The sequence below is a fragment of the Thiohalorhabdus sp. Cl-TMA genome (genome assembly GCF_041821045.1).
GTDB classification, from domain to species: domain Bacteria; phylum Pseudomonadota; class Gammaproteobacteria; order Thiohalorhabdales; family Thiohalorhabdaceae; genus Thiohalorhabdus; species Thiohalorhabdus methylotropha.
Map to the genome: position 1 here is coordinate 1 of NZ_JBGUAW010000018.1, position 15,930 is coordinate 15,930.

Here is a 15,930-nt window from a genome sequence, read left to right on the forward strand (position 1 = left end):
AGGCCCTCTACGCCCGGCAGGACGGCGGCGATCGGACCCCCGTGGCCAGCCGCTGCGACCTGCCCGGCCAGCCCGGCGCCGGAAGCAACTGAGTGCAACCCGGGCGGACCGTCCCATAGGGCGGTCCGCCTTTTTAGCCGGCTGTTGAAAAACTTCGACTGAAAGGCCGTGTGCAAGGCGCATAGCGCGCAGCGACTGAGTCCTACCGAGTAGTCAGGTAAAGGAAGGCACAGTTCGCAATGCAGTGGACGGCTCGCGCAACAGTTTTTCAACAGCCTGTTTGCCCAGGTGGCGAAATCTTAGCTCGTCAGGAAGGTATCCCCTGTTTCCCCTTCTTCAGATCTTCCAGGGCCTGAGGGTAAAAGGGGGTGGCCCGGCCGAGGTATGGGGCTGAACCCTCCAAATGCATGGGGGAGTTCAATCTTTTGAAGGAGCATGGAATGGCTTCCCAAGACCGCCAGGTTGTTCAGTCATTGATTGATGCATTGGACCATCCCTTCGTCCTGATCGACGGCGGCTACCGGATCGTGGCAGCCAACTGGGCATACCGGGAGGCCTACGGCGAGGAGGAGACGGAGCGGGTGGTGGGGCGGCACTGCTACGAGGTCTCCCACCACGCCGACCGCCCCTGCCACCTGAACGGCGAGGACTGTCCCCTCCAGCACGTCCTCCAGGAGCAGGAAGCCCATACCGTCTTCCACACCCACTACGACTTCCATGGCCAGCCCGAGCACGTGCGCATCACCGGCCACCCCGTGCAGGGGCCGCAGGGCGAGCCGCTGCTGGGCGAGTCCATCTCCCGGCTCTCCGCGGGCCTGGAGATCGACTGCGAGGAGATGCAGCTCATCGGCGACTCCCCGGCGCTGCTGGAGGCAATGGACAAGCTGCGCCGGGTGGCCCACAGCGACGTGGGGGTGCTGCTCATCGGCGAGAGCGGCGTGGGCAAGGACCTGGCCGCCCGCTACGTGCACGGCGAGAGCGAGCGCCGGGGCGGGGCCTTCCAGGTGGTGGACTGCTCCACCATCAGCGCCGACCTGTTCGAGAGCGAGCTGTTCGGCCACGAGCCCGGCTCCTTCACCGGCTGCGCCGGCCGCAAGCAGGGCCTGTTCGAGCTCGCCGACGGCGGCACCCTGTTCCTCGACGAGATCGGCGAGCTGCCGCTGTCCATGCAGGCCAAGCTCCTGCGCGCCCTGGAGACGGGGCAGTTCCGGCGGCTCGGCGGCCAGCGCACCCTGGAGGCCGACGTGCGGGTGGTCACGGCCACCAACCGCGATTTGGCGGCCATGGTGGAGGCGGGCACCTTCCGCGAGGACCTCTACTACCGGCTGGCCTGCATCACGGTGGTGCTGCCCACGCTGCGCGAGCGCCGCGAGGACATACCGGCGCTGGCGGAATTCCTGCTGGGCCGGATCAACGGGAATGGTGGCACTGCCTGCCGGCTTTCGCGGGCCGTGCTTTCGCGCCTGGCTACGTACGATTTCCCGGGCAACATCCGGGAGCTGCGCAACATCCTGCGGCGCGCTGCGGCATTGCGTGGGGAAGGGACAATCCAGGTGGCGGATCTCGGGCTGAACGAGCCTGCGCCAGCCCAGCGGCGGCGCGTACCGGAGCCGGTGGCGGCGGGTGCCGAGGCGGAGGTGGTGCCCATGTCATTGCGGGAGCAGGAGCTACATTCCATCGAGCAGCTGCTGACCCGCTACGCCGGCCAGCGCAAGCCGGTGGCGGAGGCCCTGGGCGTCAGCGAGCGCACCCTCTACCGCAAGCTCAAACGCTATGGGCTCGGATAAGCGGGAGCTTACCGGGCTCGCCCACGATAAAGGAGGACACCCAAAACCTAACCGCCCCGAGAAAGGCAGCGGCCGGGTGCATAACAATCTCCCTATCCCTGGGGGGCTGGCCGGTGGGAATAATGTCCGGAACCCTTGGAACAGTTACCCGTCCCTTATTCCCGGGCCTTGAGTCCCTTTATCCGTGGGGGCATGCAAGGTTGAAGGGCCCCGGCCATCCTGCCACCGGAAGGGTCCGGGTTCATGGACTAAAATAACCGGACGGCGTTCATACGCCGTCCGGCGACTGCTTGCGCACTGGTCTGCACTTTTACGTCATTGGCCTCCCCGGTCCAGCCGGCATTGGCGGAAGTGCTTGCCGACGGTGATGGCGAACTGCATCACCTCCTGGGTCTCCTTTTGCTTCATGATGTGCAGCAGCCCGCCCAGGCCGCCCTTGGCCTCCGGCAGGGTGCCGATCTCCGTCATGGCTCCCTGGAAGCAGTTGAGCAGGTCCTCGGCAATGTGCATCTGCTGCAGCTGGTCCATGAGCTCCACCGCGCGCGGCAGCTCCTCGGCGAAGCGGTCGATGGACTCGGGGGAGAGCCGGGCCATGAGCCGGTTGAGGGCGGGCGCCGCCTCGATGAGCCGGTCCAGCAGGCCGGAGGACTCTAGACGATCCAGCAGGGCCATGCCCTCGGCGGCGTTCCCCGCCAGGCGGCCGATCATCTCGTCGGTGAGCGCCTCCTGAAAGGCGCCGAACAGGCGCGCCAGGCTGGCGATGCGCTCCAGGTCGCCGTTGTCCACCATGCGCCGGATGGTGGGCAGCACCCGATCGAGGTCCGCCCGGTTGAGCTTCTCCAGCAGGTCCAGAGTCTCGCCGGCGGTGCCGGCCAGGCGCCCGATCATGTCGTCGGTGAGGGTTTCCTGGGCCGCCCCCAGAAGGCGGGCCAGGGCCGCGAGCCGCTCCAGATCGCCGTTGTCCACCATGCGCTGGAGCACCGGCACCGCCCGCTGCAGCCCGGCGCGGTTCACCTGGTCCAGCAGGTCCAGGGTCTCGCCGGCAGTGCCGGCCAGGCGGCCGACCATCTCATCGGTGAGCGCTTCCTCCCCGGCCCCCACCAGTCGGGCAAGCGCGGCGATACGCTCCAGGTCGCCGTTGTGGACCAGCCGCTCCAGCACCGGCAGGGCGTCGTCCAGCTCGGCGCGGTTAACCTTGTCGAGCAGGTCCAGGAGCTGGCTGCCGGTCTCGGCGAGGCGGCCCACCATCTCGTCGGTGAGCGCCTCCCGGCCCGCCTGTCCCAGATGTTCCAGGGGATCGCCCCGGGCCGGGGCCTCCTCGGCGGTTTCAGCTTGCTTGTTCATGGCTCTGTCCCCCTAGAGGAGCCCGCGTACCGAGTTCCAGTACAGCTTGTTGTAGGCGAGCTTGAACCAGTGGACGGTCTCCGTGGGCGGCTGCGGGTCGGGCGGGGTGGTGTAGTTGAAGGAGGCGAAGGTGGCGCGGTCCTTGCCGGCCTCGATGAAGCAGAACACCTTGCCGTCGTAGTCGCGCACCCGCCGGCCCTTCTTGACCATGGCCGCCAGGTTCTCGCCCACCACCTCCGCCTCGTAGTGGGCGGTGGAGCCGGCCTTGGAGATGGGCAGGTTGGTGGTGTCGCCCAGCACGAAGGCGTTCTCGTGCCCCTCCACGTTGAGCGTGGCGCGGTCGGTGGGGATCCAGCCGCTGGTGCCCAGCTCGTTGTCCTCGATGGTCTCCATGCCCTTGTGGGGCGGGATGCCGATCAGCAGGTCGTAGTCGACCGTGGTGCCCTCCTCGCTGTGGACCTGCTTCTTGTCGCCGTCCACTTCCTTCATGTTGAACAGGGTCTCGTAGGTGATGCCGAGACGGTCGAACTCCTTCTGCGCCCACTTGCCAACGTTCACCAGGGAGTGCAGGCGGCCGATGGGGTAGGTGTAGTGGAGCTGCACTTTGTCCAGAAGGCCGCGCTCCTGGAAGTAGTCGTGCATCATGAAGGTGACCTCGAGGGGCACCATGGGGCACTTGTGCGGCACGCCGGTGACCACGGCCACCTTGCCGCCCTCGAAGCTGGACAGGGCCTCCCAGGTCTTGAGCGCCGCCTCCTCGGTGTAGACGTGGTTGCAGTTCTCCATCAGGCCGGGAATGTTGTCCGGCTTGGCCTGGGACCCGGTGGCGATGGCGATGTAGTCGTAGTCGTAGGTCTTGCCGCTGGCGGTGGCCACCTGGTTGCCGTCCAGGTTGAAGGACGCCACGGGGTCCACGTGGAATTCGATGCCGGGCTCCAGGAGGCTGGCCTGGTCGCGGTAGAGCTCGTCGGGCATGACCTTGCCGAAGGCCACGTAGAGCAGGCCGGGCTGGTACATGTGCTGGTCGGAGGCGGAGAGCATGGTCAGCTTGACGTCGCCGTTGTCCAGCTCCTTGCGCAGCCGCCGGGCGAGGTTATTGGCGAGGATGGTGCCGCCCATTCCTCCGCCGACAATCAGGATCTTCTTCATGGCTACACGCTCCTTGTGGGTCTGCGTGGGGGTCGCGCTATTTCGCCTTGCGGGCGCGGATGTGATAGACGCCGTCTTCCTGGAAGTTCTCCACCAGCTCGTGGCCGACCTTGTCCAGCCATTCGGGGACGTCGTTGGCGGAGCCCTCGTCGGTGGACAGCACCTCCACCTCGTCCCCCACATCCACCTCCTTCATGGCGGCGATCAGCTCCATCAAAGGGCCCGGACAGAAAGAGCCCCGGGCATCGACGATCTTGGGTTCGCTCATCGGTGCTCCACAGTTGCGGTTGCAGGGGACTAGAAGGTGAGGACGGTGGCGTCCTGGAAGTCGCTCATGAACTTGGTGAGTCCGAGGGGCGGCTCCAGCATGGGATTCAGGTCCTCCGCCCGGACCCCGAGGACGTCCACGGCCATGGAGCAGGGATGGATCTTGGCTCCGCCGAGATCGGCGGCCTGCTGGAAGAGCTCCATGAAATGGGGGGCCTTCTTCTCCGCCAGCAATGCCCCCATCTCGCCGGCATTCGGGGCTTCTTCTCTCTCCCGGCCGTGGATGAAGTAGGTCATGGCGTTCATGGACAGGAATACGGTGACCTCCGTCCCCGAGACCGCGCCCACCGAGGCCATCATGGCGGCCATCTGGAGCTGCTCCCGGGAGCCGGAGGTAACGATCAGAGCCAGCTTGTCGGCCATGGGTCGTCGAACCTCGATCGTTGGGCGGGCATGTGGGGGCGGGCGGGGATCGGGCCCGCCACCCACCGCCGCCGGTGTGCTCGAATGCGCGTTACCTCCGGAAGGCAAGGCGTGTGCCATCGGGATAATATGCTGATTTTAAGGTTAAAATAGGGTATCCAGGGGCGGGTGGCTTCCTGGCAGTCCTGACAGGTTGGCATGTCAGATTGGCAGGAATAGGCGAGGCGCGCCATTTGCCCCCTCGGGCGCGCGCGACTACCATTACGGCCCATGAATACGCCCGTCATCACCCGTTTCGCGCCGAGCCCCACCGGCGCCATGCACCTGGGCAACGCCCGGACCGCGCTCTTCAACTGGCTGCTGGCCCGCGCCGCCGGCGGCCGCTTCGTCCTGCGCCTGGAGGACACCGACCAGGAACGCAGCACGCCCGAGCTGGCCGAGGCGCTGCTCGACGACCTGCGCTGGCTGGGCCTGGAATGGGACGCCGGCCCCCGCGCCGAGGACGAGCACGGCCCTTACGCCCAATCCGAGCGCGGCGGGGTCTACGCCGGCTACTACGAGAAGCTGGAGGAGGCCGGGAAGGCGTATCCCTGCTACTGCACCTCCGAGGAGCTGGAGGCGGTGCGGCGCGCCCAGCGCGCCCGGGGCGAGCCGCCGCGCTACCCGGGCCGCTGCCGCAATCTCACCGCCGAGGACCGCGCGCGCCTGGAGGGCGAAGGGCGTAAGGCCACCCTGCGTTTTCGCGTGGAGTCCGGCGAGATCGCCTTCGACGACCTGGTGCGCGGTCGGCAGACCTTCCACGGCGAGGAGATCGGCGACTTCATCATCCGACGCAGCGACGGCACGCCGTCCTTCTTCTTCGTCAACGCCGTGGACGACGCGCTGATGGGCGTGAGCCGGGTGCTGCGCGGCGAGGACCACCTCACCAACACCCCGCGCCAACTCCTGATCCTGGAGGAGCTGGGCCTGCCGGCGCCCACCTACGGCCACATCAACCTCATGGTGGGCGACGACGGCGCGCCGTTGTCCAAGCGCAACGGCAGCCGCTCCGTGGCGGAGCTGCGCGAGGCGGGCTACTTCCCCGAGGCGGTGAGCAACTACCTCGCCCGCCTCGGCCACCACATGGAGGAGGGCGACCTGCTCGCCCTCGACGACCTGGCGGCGCAGTTCAACGCCGGGGGGCTGTCGCGCTCGCCCGCCAAGTTCGACGTGGAGCAGCTCGACCACTGGAACAAGGAAGCGGTGCACCACGCCGAGCCCGAGCGGCTGTGGCCCTGGGTGGCGCCGGCGCTGGAGACGGCCGTGCCGGAGGAGGTGCGGCAAGCGTGGGTGGCGGCGGTGCAGCCCAACCTGGAGCGACCGGCGGATGCCGAGCAGTGGGCCCGGGCCTGTTTCGGAGCGGTGGAGAACAGCGCGGACGCCGTCGCCGAGATCGCCGGGGCCGACCCCGCCCTGTGGCAGGGCGCCGAGACCGCCCTGGAGGAGCACGGCACCGACTTCGCCGCGGCGCTGGAGTCCATCAAGCAATCCACGGGTCTCAAGGGCAAGAAGCTCTTCAAGCCCCTGCGCGCGGCCCTCACCGGCCGCACCGCCGGCCCGGAGCTGGGCCCGCTGCTGCCGCTCATGGGCGTCGAGCGCGCCCTGGCCCGCATCCGGGCGGCTAAAAACGGCGGTTAGGCCGGGGCCATCGGTCAGGGCGTGACCGCGAGACGCGCCCCGCGGAAGCGGCCTCCGGCCGCGGGGACGGTGGCCGGGGGCATCGCGATCGGAGGTCGCTCCCACAAGGCCCGGGGCTGAGTCGGCTGCCTGTCGATGTCTTTACCCGACCCCGGCTTCCGGGGTGGACCATTCGCCAGCTTGGCCGGGCTCCCGCCGGCGAAGCACAACCTGTCATACACCGCTTGCAGTAATCCCGTTTCGCCCCGTTGTGAACGGTGGGGCATTCAGAGAAAATTTGATGTTTCCTCCATTTTCCCTTTGGTAGCCCAATGACCCTCCACGTCTACAACAGCCTCACCCGGCAGAAGGAACGCTTCGAGCCCGCCGATCCCGCCCACGTGCGCATGTACGTGTGCGGCATGACGGTCTACGACGACTGCCACATGGGCCACGCGCGGGTCATGGTGGTGTTCGACATGGTGGTGCGCTACCTGCGCGCCCGGGGCTTTGGGGTGGAGTACGTCCGCAACATCACGGACATCGACGACAAGATCATCGCCCGCGCCGCGGAGAACAACGAGCCGGTGGACGCCCTCACCGAGCGTGTCATCGCCCGCATGCACGAGGACCTCGACGCCCTCGGCGTGCTGCGCCCGGACATCGAGCCCCGCGCCACCCAGTCCGTGGAGCAGATGATCGCCATGATCCAGGGGCTCATCGACCGCGGCTACGCCTACGCCACCGACTCCGGCGACGTCTACTACGCGGTGCAGAAGTTCGAGAATTACGGCCGGCTGTCCGGGGAGTCCGTGGAGGACCTGCGCGCCGGGGCGCGGGTCGAGGCGGAGCCCGGCAAGCGCGACCCGCTGGACTTCGCCCTGTGGAAGGCCGCCAAGCCCGGCGAGCCCGCCTGGGACGCCCCGTGGGGCAAGGGACGTCCCGGCTGGCACATCGAGTGCAGCGCCATGTCCACCAACCACCTGGGCTGCACCCTGGACATCCACGGCGGCGGCGCCGATCTGCGCTTCCCCCACCACGAGAACGAGATCGCCCAGAGCGAGGCGGCGCTGGACTGCACCTTCGCCAAGTACTGGATCCACAACGGCTTCGTGCGGGTGGACGACGAGAAGATGGCCAAGTCCCTGGGCAACTTCTTCACCATCCGCGAGGTGATGGAGCAGTACGACCCGGAGATCCTGCGCTTCTTCCTCATGAGCAGCCACTACCGCAGCCCCCTCAACTACACCGAGGACAACCTGCGCGGCGCCACGGAGGGCCTGGAGCGCCTCTATACCGCCCTGGAGGACGTGGATTCCGTCGTCTACGAGGACCCGGACCACGTGGACGAGGACCTGCTGCCCTGGGTGGTGCGCTTCCGCACCGCCATGGACGACGACTTCAACACCCCCGAGGCCCTGGCCGCCCTGTTCGAGCTGGCCCGCGAGGTGAACAAGCGCAAGGAGGAGGACCCCGACGGCGCCCGCGCCGCGGCGGGCGCGCTCAAGCTCCTCGGCGGCTGGCTGGGCCTCCTGGAGCGCGACCCCAAGGCGTTCCTCCAGCGCGATACCGGCGGCCTGCCGGCGGAGGAGATCGAAAAGCTCATCGAGCAGCGCGCCGAGGCGCGCAAGAGCAAGGACTTCGCCACCGCCGACGCCATACGCGACCGCCTCGCCGAGCACGGCATCGAGCTGGAGGACCGCGCCGACGGCACCGTCTGGCGCCGGGGGAGCCATTAGGCACGGTCGCCAAACGAAGATGTAGGAGCGGCCTCCCGGCCGCGACCGTGCCGCCTTCCGCCGGGTAGGCGGAGGGCGGCACGTAGGGTATATGGACCGATTCGGTCGCGGGCTGGAGCCCGCTCCTACAAGACGCCACTCCAACGCCGGAGCTGCCCGTCCACCCATGACCTCCGCCACCACCACCCTCGGCCCCGAAGGCCCCCTGGCGGAGGCCCTGGACAACTTCCAGCCCCGCCCGGAGCAGCAGGAGATGGCGGCGGCCGTGGAGGACGCCCTGGCCAACCAGGGCACCCTGGTGGCCGAGGCGGGCACCGGCACCGGCAAGACCTTCGCCTACCTGGTGCCGGTGCTCCAGTCCGGGCGCAAGGTGCTGGTGTCCACCGGCACCCGCAACCTGCAGGACCAGCTCTACCACCGCGACCTCCCCCTGCTGCGCCGCGCCCTGGGCGCCGACTTCCGCACCGCCCTGTTGAAGGGCCGCGCCAACTACCTCTGCCTCCACCGCCTGGAGCGCGCCGTCTACCAGGAGCGCGAGCTCTCCGGCGAGCAGCGCGCCGACCTGGCCCGCATCCGCGAATGGGCCGGCCACACCACCCACGGCGACCGCGCCGAGGTGACGAGCCTCGCCGAGGACGCCGCCATCTGGCCGCGCGTCACCTCCACCAGCGACAACTGCCTGGGCACCGAGTGCGAGCACTACGACGACTGCTTCCTCATCCAGGCGCGCCGCCGCGCCCAGGAGGCGGACGTGGTGGTGGTCAACCACTACCTGTTCTGCGCCGACCTCAACCTCAAGAGCGAGGGGGTGGGGGAGCTGCTGCCCAAGGCCGACGCCGTGGTCTTCGACGAGGCCCACCAGCTCCCCGAGGCGGCCAGCCGCTTCTTCGGCACCGGTATCAGCAACTATGGCCTGCGCGAGCTGGCCCGCGACAGCCGCGACGAGTTCGCCCAGGAGGCCGGCGACGACCCCCAGCTCCCCGAGGCCGCCCACGCCCTGGAGCGCGCCGCCGGCGACTGGCGCCGCGCCCTGGGCGAGAACGACTGGCGCGGCGCCTGGAAACCGGTGCTGGAGCAGCCCGCCCCCCGGCAGGCCTTCGACGCCCTGCGCGCGAGCGCCGACCGCCTGCAGAACGTCCTGGAGATCCATGCCGAGCGCGGCAAGGGCTTAGGCCGCGCTTTTGAGCGGGCCAAGGACCTCAACGAGCGCCTGAACTTCCTCTATGACGCCGACGACCCGGACTTCGTCTTCTGGATGGAGACCCGGGGGCGGGGCGCCTTCGTCCACGCCACGCCGCTGGAGGTGGCCGGGCCCTTCCAGCGCGCCACCGGCGGCGCCAAGGGCCAGGCCTGGGTGTTCACCTCCGCCACCCTGGCGGTGGGGGAGAGCTTCACCCACTTCTGCGCCCGCCTGGGCCTGCCCGGGGACGTGGCGACCCGCAAGTGGGAGTCGCCCTTCCACTTCGACGAGCAGGCCCGCCTCTACCACCCGCCGCGCCTGCCCGACCCCGGCAGCCCCGCCTACACCGACCGCCTGCTGGACGCCGCCCTGCCGGTGGTGGCGGCCAGCCCCGGCGGCGCCTTCTTCCTGTTCACCAGCCACCGCGCCCTGCGCCAGGCGGCGGACCGCCTGCGCCGCGAGGGCCGCTTCCCCCTGCTGGTGCAGGGCGACGCCCCCCGCGACCACCTGATCCACCAGTTCCGGTCCAAGGGCAACGTCGTGCTGCTCGGCACCGGCAGCTTCTGGGAGGGCGTGGACGTGCGCGGCGCGGCCCTGTCCGTGGTGGTCATCGACAAGCTCCCCTTCCCGAGCCCGGCGGATCCGGTTATCGAGGCCCGCGACCGCTACCTGAAGGAAAAGGGCCTGGAGCCCTTCCCCCACGAGCACCTCCCCACCGCGGTCCTCACCCTCAAACAGGGCGCCGGCCGCCTCATCCGCGACGCCAGCGACGCCGGCGTCCTCATCATCGGCGACCCCCGTCTCACCCGGAAGTCCTACGGCAAAACGTTTATGGAAAGCCTCCCGCCCATGCCCAGAACCTATGACCTGGGCGAGGTGCAGCGCTTCCTGGCCCGGGAGGGGAATGCGGAAGTCGAGCAGACGGACCACAATCGGTAAGGGGCCCGTTAATAAGCAGAGCCGGTCTGCGGGAAGGATTTGTGGGAGCGGCCTCCGGCCGCGACAACCCCAATAGGCCGAAAACCCCAACCGGAAGCCCTCCCCCCAACCGCCCCCTCCATGCTTAAATACTGGAAAAACAGGAGAGAAACCCCATGAAATGCGCAGTGAAATGGACCGACGGCGCCCAATTCATAGGCGAGAGCGATTCTGGCCACGCCGTGGTCATGGACGGCCCCCCGGACGGCGGCGGGCGCAATACCGGCGTGCGCCCCATGGAGATGATGCTGCTCGGCGTGGGCGGCTGCACCGCCTACGACGTGGTGCACATCCTCAAGAAGCAGCGCCAGGACGTCACCGACTGCCACGTCACCCTTGAGGCGGAGCGGGCGGACACCGATCCGAAGATCTTCACGCACATCAATATCCACTTCGTGGTGACGGGCAACGACCTGTCCGAGAAGCATGTGGGGAAGGCGGTGGCGTTGTCTGCTGAGAAGTATTGTTCGGCTTCTAGGCAGATTGCGCCTAGTTGTGAGATTTCGCATTCGTTTGATATCAAATAATACAATTAACAAACAAGGGATTAGTATGGAGTTGAAAGTAATAGAATTGTTATTAAGGGCTAGGGATCTGCAAGTGAACCACTTCAGTCTCTGAGTTGCTTATGGATTTGCTAAAAGAATGGGAAAAGGGTGGGATTTGGGAAGAGAATTTCTGGTCTCTTGTATCGTAAAAGCTCCTAAGTATGAAATCCATGAAATAAAAAGGAGTTAGTGGAGCGCTAACCGGGATTCTACAATTTCTATACTCACCAAGGGTTAGGTGAGATTTCGGGTGATCAATAGAAATAAATTTTTCTTCAGAGTTATCAAAATCAAAACGAATCGGAAAGGTAACAATTTTTTCCGAAATAATATCGGCTGAAACCTCATCATTCTCATAAATCTCTGGAATGTTTTGATATTCAAGAAGATTTGGGCAAGGAAAAAAAGCGAGCCTATGCCCAAGAATATCTCCCTTATGAAAGGAGTACATTAGTTGTATTATGGCACCATCAACCATCAAAAAATTATAGGCTTTGTTTTTTAGTAGGGCTTCATATAATTCTTTATATCCTTGGTTTTTAAGAACGGTGCTCAGGTCTGCTTTAGTATCAAATACTATTTCTTTATGCTTTCCGGGTTTTTCAATTATAGATGGGTAGTTTTGGTGGTCACATAAACCGGACTTGATTAGTTCGCTTGTGATTCTAGTTATTTGTTCTCTGATTTCCTCCAGGCTTGCCAAAGTATTACTCCTTCCCGCCAAGGAGGGTTTTTAGTCTGGCAATTTGTTCTTCTGGTAGATCAGATAAAAACAGGTTGCCCGCTTCAATATCGTCAAGAAGCTTACTTAAGTCTTTGGTTCCTTTTTCTAGTCTTTGTTTTTCTTCCGTGGACATGTCGCGATTTACAATATTTAGATGCTCACGCTGCTCTTCGGTGGGGTAAGTGAAATCTAAGTTAAATTTTTTGCCCCTAACCTCATTAAACTCCTCTATTAATTTTTCCATGTTTTCGCCTACACCGAGCACCCGAACCCAAGCTTTACTCCTTGTAATTGCAGAAAAAAGGCGGTTTCTAACTCGGGCAAGATTACCGAAAGAGGAATAGCAATCTTGGGCATTCATTATATAAACCATGCCAGCCTCATTGCCCTTGGCCCGATAGATTCCAGTAAAGGCTAGGGATTCTCCATCAGGTTCAAAAAAGACGTCTGGGGAAGTATCAACTCCGGCAAGATGAGAGTTGATCCCGTTATTAAATAGAGTTTCCCTGACTGGGCCTACCTCCTTCCTCGTTGTTAATGGATCCGGATTAATAATAATGATGTCATCGAATTGTAATTCTTCCTCATTTAGATTTTTTTGAATCTCCTGTGAAAGCCAGCTTGCCTGTTCGTCTTTGTCGTGAAAGCAATGAAATTGAATTAGGTCGTTTTTTGGGGAGTGGTCTTCAAGAAAAGCGGGGCTGCTGTTTTCAGTCCGCCCGAGAAGGACCCGCGAGCCATCCTCCAATGCACCATCAAGCACTTCATAACCTACATCTAGCCATAACTCCCTGTGGTCAAACATTTGAATAAGCCCAGTCCCTGTTCGAGAATCAGGCTCCCTATAAATACCAAACCCTAATGCATGAGCAGTTGTTAGTACAGGCCTTGAATTCCTGTAACATTTTTCTAAAATAATATCTTGCTTGGGCTTTCCGGGTTCTGGTTCAGTAAAACGAACACGTGGTTCGCCCTCTGAGTTATAACCGAAAACTTCTTCCGGAGGAGGAAGGGACTTTTCACTTAAACTTTGCAGTTCGTCATAAGCATAAACAAGCCTTTTTGTTTCTCCCAAAGACTCATAACAAATTCGCAGGAAAGCGGGGGCAAAGTCCTGCGCTTCGTCCACCAAAATCGCATCGTATTCAGGTTGTGGATCAGTGACCTGGGTTAATGCTTCTTCACATGCACCTTCAAATTCATATCCCCGCCCAAAACTTCTTTTGGCCGATGTATAGTCATAAAATTCCAAACCATTTCTTTGGCAGAATCGATAGTAAATCCCATCTCTATCCTGCCCTCCAGGAGCCCCCCAAGCGTTAATAATCTCAATGTTTTTCCAGTCGGGTTCCTCGTTTGTTTGCTCAATAACAAATGTGTTTATTAGTTGATGAAATTGTCCTTTTAAAGCCCTCGTGTGAAATGTAACAGCTATTTTCCAGTCGGGGTTTTGTGCATGCAGGTATGCTGCTTTTAGCGCCAAAACAATTGTTTTTCCTGAACCAGCCAGCCCTCGGATTCTTTGAACATCATCTACTGTTTCAATTACAGCGTGACCCTGTTGATTATCAAGGTTGGCAATGGAATCTTCCAAAAATTTAAGTGTTGAACCACGTGAGTTGGGGTCTTTTAAATTTCTTTTTCTTTTTCCTTTCCTTATGGTGGAAATGGACTGGACTACAGAAAGGGTGGGTTCATATACCTTGGGGTCAATATCCGGAAGGGAATCAAAAAAGGAGTCTAATGTTTTAGTATTTGTAATTGGATAGTCCCCAGTTGGGTCTGGGGAAAATTGGGCAGCAGGAGCAAAAGTCACTACCCAAGGTTCAATGATAAGCTTTCTCCCCTTGGTCAGGGTTTTATGGTTTCGAAATTTTGCAACAATTCTATTGTATGTTTCATCCTGTTCGTCTTCGTAATCTTCTATGTCTCGACCCTCAACCAAATTGAAAAGAACAACACCGTAAGTAGGGCTAACCAGAGTTGCATCAATCCGAAATCTACCTTCTGGGGTGCCAATAAGGGGGTACCCTATATAAAGGAAGCCATCAATTGAATCCCCTTTTTCATCAAAAAAGGAAGCCAATTGTTGGCTAGAAACGGGTTTGGGTGTTGAACCCCAAATTATTTCAGCCATGGTGTTGCCTTGTTTTTCTGTTTGTTAATGAGGTGTCTCTGGGATCTTTTAGAAGAAAATCAATTCAACATTTTAGACTCTTTTATATGTTGCTATGATTTTTTCTTATGCCTTTACCCTGGAGAAAAAAGGAACCCCTGGGTTCCCTACGCCCCGCGAATGGGAGCCCAATTGGATCCATATTTTTGGGATTCTATATTAGGAAATTGGGCCCGAACAGGGTGTGAAATTCGGTTCCCCTCGGGCCCGCCCGGGACGGGGTAAGGGACGCCCAGACACCCACTTTCCTACCCCAACCGGCTATAGGCCACCTGACCTGCCCCCGTTTTTTGAGCTATGGGACACCCATTTTCTTCCCTTAACGTATAGATAAGGGGCACCTGCCTTGAGTACTTTTTAGGACCTGGTGAGGGGGATTTATGTTTGGTTCCAAGAGGAAGCGATACAATGCCGATGTTCGAGAACTGCTCCCTAGATTCGGGTTTGATATAGATGATGCTGGTATGATGAAAACTTTAGATAGCCTCGACATAGCCTGGAAACATGGTTATAACAAGTATGAAGCTTCCCTCTTTATTGCGTGGCTTGTTTTCGCAGGTATGCTTCAAGGTGGGGAGACCCGGTTCCTGGAAATATATAAAAATATTAAAGATATACAAAACGATTGGGTTGCTAAAGGGGCTGTAAGATCAGACCTTTCTGGCCAGTTTGAACGTAAAATTAAGGATAAATTGGGAAGCCTGATGGAAGGGGAGGGGTTGGAGTAGAGGCGTATGGGACACCCACTTTTCTTCCTACCGTTACCGGACGTCCTTTTCAGGCTAATCGAGGGTTCCTATGGGACGGTAGATTCACACCCGAAGTGCAACACCGATCCACTGGTAGGGTCGGGTTGCCATGGGAACCGAGTACACGCACCTGCAGCCGTCTGAGCGCGAGCACCTGCGTCAGGGCCGTATCGAGGGCGCCAGTCTCCGAGGCAGGTAGGTAAGGGACACCCACTTTAAACACAATTGATCGCATTGGCTTTATGGAGCTCACTCTATCTACCCCAGCACTTCTATTCCCGGCGATCTCGCTGCTATTGCTCGCCTACACCAATCGCTTTATTGCGTTGGCCGCTTTGATCAGAGAGCTGCATGAGCGTTATCGCGAGACCGGTGAGGGCAACCTCCGCAGCCAGATCAAGAACCTTGGCCGTCGGCTCAAGTTAGTCAAGTACATGCAGGCCGCTGGCGTGGCAAGCCTATTTTTATGTGTATTCTGTATGTTCCTGCTATTCGCTGGTCAGCTAACCTCGGCCAAGTACCTGTTCGGTACAAGCCTCCTGCTCATGATGTTGTCCCTGGCAATGTCGGTGCGGGAGATTCAAATTTCGGTCGATGCGCTGAACCTCCAGCTTAACGACCTCCAGTAATTAAGTAGAGCTATTAAGTAGAGCTATGGGACACCCACTTTTCTCTCTTAGCTAGCTATGGGACCCCCGAAACCTAAGGGACACCCACTTACCTTGCCGCCTTCCCTTCCCCCTGGTGGTTTTCTATTGGTCGCGTAAAAACAGAAGGTTGGGGAGCCTTCTGGAATTCCGGGGCCACCCTACTTAACTCAGTCGAGGATGAGGGGTGGGTAAGTCCGCTGGAGTTAAGCAAGGCTCCCCGAATTCCTATGCTGGTGGGGTACCCCTTCGCTGGACAACGGCACCCCGCAGTGATTCGCTCTTGTGAGGGTTGCCGGGTTCTAGGGTAAAGGCAGCCCCTTTTCCGGTTGGGCCATAAGCTTCAAGGAGGCGATATGTCGGAACGTGCCCGCTATTCGGGAATATCCGCGATCAACCACTGGGTTACGGCGCTTCTCGTGGTGGTCATGCTCGCGCTGGGTTATGCAGTCGCGGCCGCCCCGTCAGATGCGGTAGAGGATTACGTGTCGGGACTCGGGGGATTATGTGGCTTCCTCCGAAAGCGGTCGGGGTTTGACTCGTAGTAGGCCTTGAGGACCTCG

General features: G+C 61.3%; 13 protein-coding genes. 7 read left to right on the forward strand and 6 right to left on the reverse strand.

Features of this window, described 5'->3' with window-relative positions:
* The first annotated feature begins 440 nt into the window (after nt 1-440).
* Nucleotides 441-1,787 (forward strand): sigma-54 interaction domain-containing protein, encoded by a 1,347-nt coding sequence (locus ACERLL_RS17295; protein WP_373657352.1) that lies wholly within the window; start codon nt 441-443, stop codon nt 1,785-1,787.
* Nucleotides 1,788-2,102: 315 nt separating this feature from the next.
* Here ACERLL_RS17295 and ACERLL_RS17300 read toward each other — a convergent pair whose 3' ends face one another.
* The 4 genes from ACERLL_RS17300 to ACERLL_RS17315 are packed head-to-tail and all read right to left on the reverse strand — an operon-like array spanning nt 2,103 to nt 4,970.
* The gene (locus ACERLL_RS17300) at nt 2,103-3,131 is read right to left on the reverse strand and encodes a hypothetical protein (protein ID WP_373657353.1); all 1,029 of its coding nucleotides are present in this window, start codon (nt 3,129-3,131) and stop codon (nt 2,103-2,105) included.
* 12 nt (nt 3,132-3,143) lie between these two features.
* Nucleotides 3,144-4,280: an NAD(P)/FAD-dependent oxidoreductase gene (locus ACERLL_RS17305; protein WP_373657354.1), complete on the reverse strand. Its 1,137-nt coding sequence runs from the start codon at nt 4,278-4,280 to the stop codon at nt 3,144-3,146.
* Nucleotides 4,281-4,317: 37 nt separating this feature from the next.
* Nucleotides 4,318-4,548, reverse strand: a complete 231-nt coding sequence (locus ACERLL_RS17310) for a sulfurtransferase TusA family protein (protein ID WP_373657355.1) — start codon at nt 4,546-4,548, stop codon at nt 4,318-4,320.
* Nucleotides 4,549-4,577: 29 nt separating this feature from the next.
* The gene (locus ACERLL_RS17315; RefSeq protein ID WP_373657356.1) at nt 4,578-4,970 is read right to left on the reverse strand and encodes a DsrE/DsrF/DrsH-like family protein; all 393 of its coding nucleotides are present in this window, start codon (nt 4,968-4,970) and stop codon (nt 4,578-4,580) included.
* A 270-nt stretch (nt 4,971-5,240) separates the two neighbouring features.
* Here ACERLL_RS17315 and gltX point away from each other — a divergent pair, with 270 nt between their 5' ends.
* The 4 genes from gltX to ACERLL_RS17335 all read left to right on the forward strand — a co-directional run bounded on the left by gltX (nt 5,241) and on the right by ACERLL_RS17335 (nt 11,050).
* Nucleotides 5,241-6,647, forward strand: a complete 1,407-nt coding sequence (gltX, locus tag ACERLL_RS17320; RefSeq protein ID WP_373657357.1) for a glutamate--tRNA ligase — start codon at nt 5,241-5,243, stop codon at nt 6,645-6,647.
* Between the two features lie 311 nt (nt 6,648-6,958).
* Nucleotides 6,959-8,365, forward strand: a complete 1,407-nt coding sequence (gene cysS / locus ACERLL_RS17325) for a cysteine--tRNA ligase (protein ID WP_373657358.1) — start codon at nt 6,959-6,961, stop codon at nt 8,363-8,365.
* 166 nt (nt 8,366-8,531) lie between these two features.
* Nucleotides 8,532-10,484 (forward strand): DNA repair helicase YoaA, encoded by a 1,953-nt coding sequence (locus ACERLL_RS17330; protein WP_373657359.1) that lies wholly within the window; start codon nt 8,532-8,534, stop codon nt 10,482-10,484.
* Nucleotides 10,485-10,639: 155 nt separating this feature from the next.
* Nucleotides 10,640-11,050 carry an OsmC family protein gene (locus ACERLL_RS17335; RefSeq protein ID WP_373657360.1) on the forward strand — a complete coding sequence of 137 codons (411 nt, stop codon included), beginning with the start codon at nt 10,640-10,642 and terminating at the stop codon, nt 11,048-11,050.
* A gap of 52 nt (nt 11,051-11,102) precedes the next feature.
* Here the strand turns inward: ACERLL_RS17335 and ACERLL_RS17340 are convergent, their stop codons facing one another.
* Both ACERLL_RS17340 and ACERLL_RS17345 read right to left on the reverse strand, forming a co-directional pair.
* A complete protein-coding gene (locus ACERLL_RS17340) occupies nt 11,103-11,774 on the reverse strand; it encodes a DUF2290 domain-containing protein (RefSeq protein ID WP_373657361.1) in 672 nt (223 codons plus the stop codon).
* Nucleotides 11,775-11,778: 4 nt separating this feature from the next.
* The gene (locus tag ACERLL_RS17345) at nt 11,779-13,932 is read right to left on the reverse strand and encodes a DEAD/DEAH box helicase (RefSeq protein WP_373657362.1); all 2,154 of its coding nucleotides are present in this window, start codon (nt 13,930-13,932) and stop codon (nt 11,779-11,781) included.
* Between the two features lie 419 nt (nt 13,933-14,351).
* Here ACERLL_RS17345 and ACERLL_RS17350 point away from each other — a divergent pair, with 419 nt between their 5' ends.
* Nucleotides 14,352-14,699 (forward strand): hypothetical protein, encoded by a 348-nt coding sequence (locus tag ACERLL_RS17350; RefSeq protein WP_373657363.1) that lies wholly within the window; start codon nt 14,352-14,354, stop codon nt 14,697-14,699.
* A 263-nt stretch (nt 14,700-14,962) separates the two neighbouring features.
* Nucleotides 14,963-15,349, forward strand: a complete 387-nt coding sequence (locus ACERLL_RS17355; RefSeq protein ID WP_373657364.1) for a DUF2721 domain-containing protein — start codon at nt 14,963-14,965, stop codon at nt 15,347-15,349.
* The last annotated feature ends 581 nt before the right edge of the window (nt 15,350-15,930 follow it).

Bases quoted from the DNA above. Each gene is read 5' to 3' on its own strand.
- ACERLL_RS17295 (WP_373657352.1), top strand. From the start codon at position 441: ATGGCTTCCCAAGACCGCCAGGTTGTTCAGTCATTGATTGATGCATTG.
- ACERLL_RS17300 (WP_373657353.1), bottom strand. From the start codon at position 3,131: ATGAACAAGCAAGCTGAAACCGCCGAGGAGGCCCCGGCCCGGGGCGAT.
- ACERLL_RS17305 (WP_373657354.1), bottom strand. From the start codon at position 4,280: ATGAAGAAGATCCTGATTGTCGGCGGAGGAATGGGCGGCACCATCCTC.
- ACERLL_RS17310 (WP_373657355.1), bottom strand. From the start codon at position 4,548: ATGAGCGAACCCAAGATCGTCGATGCCCGGGGCTCTTTCTGTCCGGGC.
- ACERLL_RS17315 (WP_373657356.1), bottom strand. From the start codon at position 4,970: ATGGCCGACAAGCTGGCTCTGATCGTTACCTCCGGCTCCCGGGAGCAG.
- gltX (WP_373657357.1), top strand. From the start codon at position 5,241: ATGAATACGCCCGTCATCACCCGTTTCGCGCCGAGCCCCACCGGCGCC.
- cysS (WP_373657358.1), top strand. From the start codon at position 6,959: ATGACCCTCCACGTCTACAACAGCCTCACCCGGCAGAAGGAACGCTTC.
- ACERLL_RS17330 (WP_373657359.1), top strand. From the start codon at position 8,532: ATGACCTCCGCCACCACCACCCTCGGCCCCGAAGGCCCCCTGGCGGAG.
- ACERLL_RS17335 (WP_373657360.1), top strand. From the start codon at position 10,640: ATGAAATGCGCAGTGAAATGGACCGACGGCGCCCAATTCATAGGCGAG.
- ACERLL_RS17345 (WP_373657362.1), bottom strand. From the start codon at position 13,932: ATGGCTGAAATAATTTGGGGTTCAACACCCAAACCCGTTTCTAGCCAA.
- ACERLL_RS17350 (WP_373657363.1), top strand. From the start codon at position 14,352: ATGTTTGGTTCCAAGAGGAAGCGATACAATGCCGATGTTCGAGAACTG.
- ACERLL_RS17355 (WP_373657364.1), top strand. From the start codon at position 14,963: ATGGAGCTCACTCTATCTACCCCAGCACTTCTATTCCCGGCGATCTCG.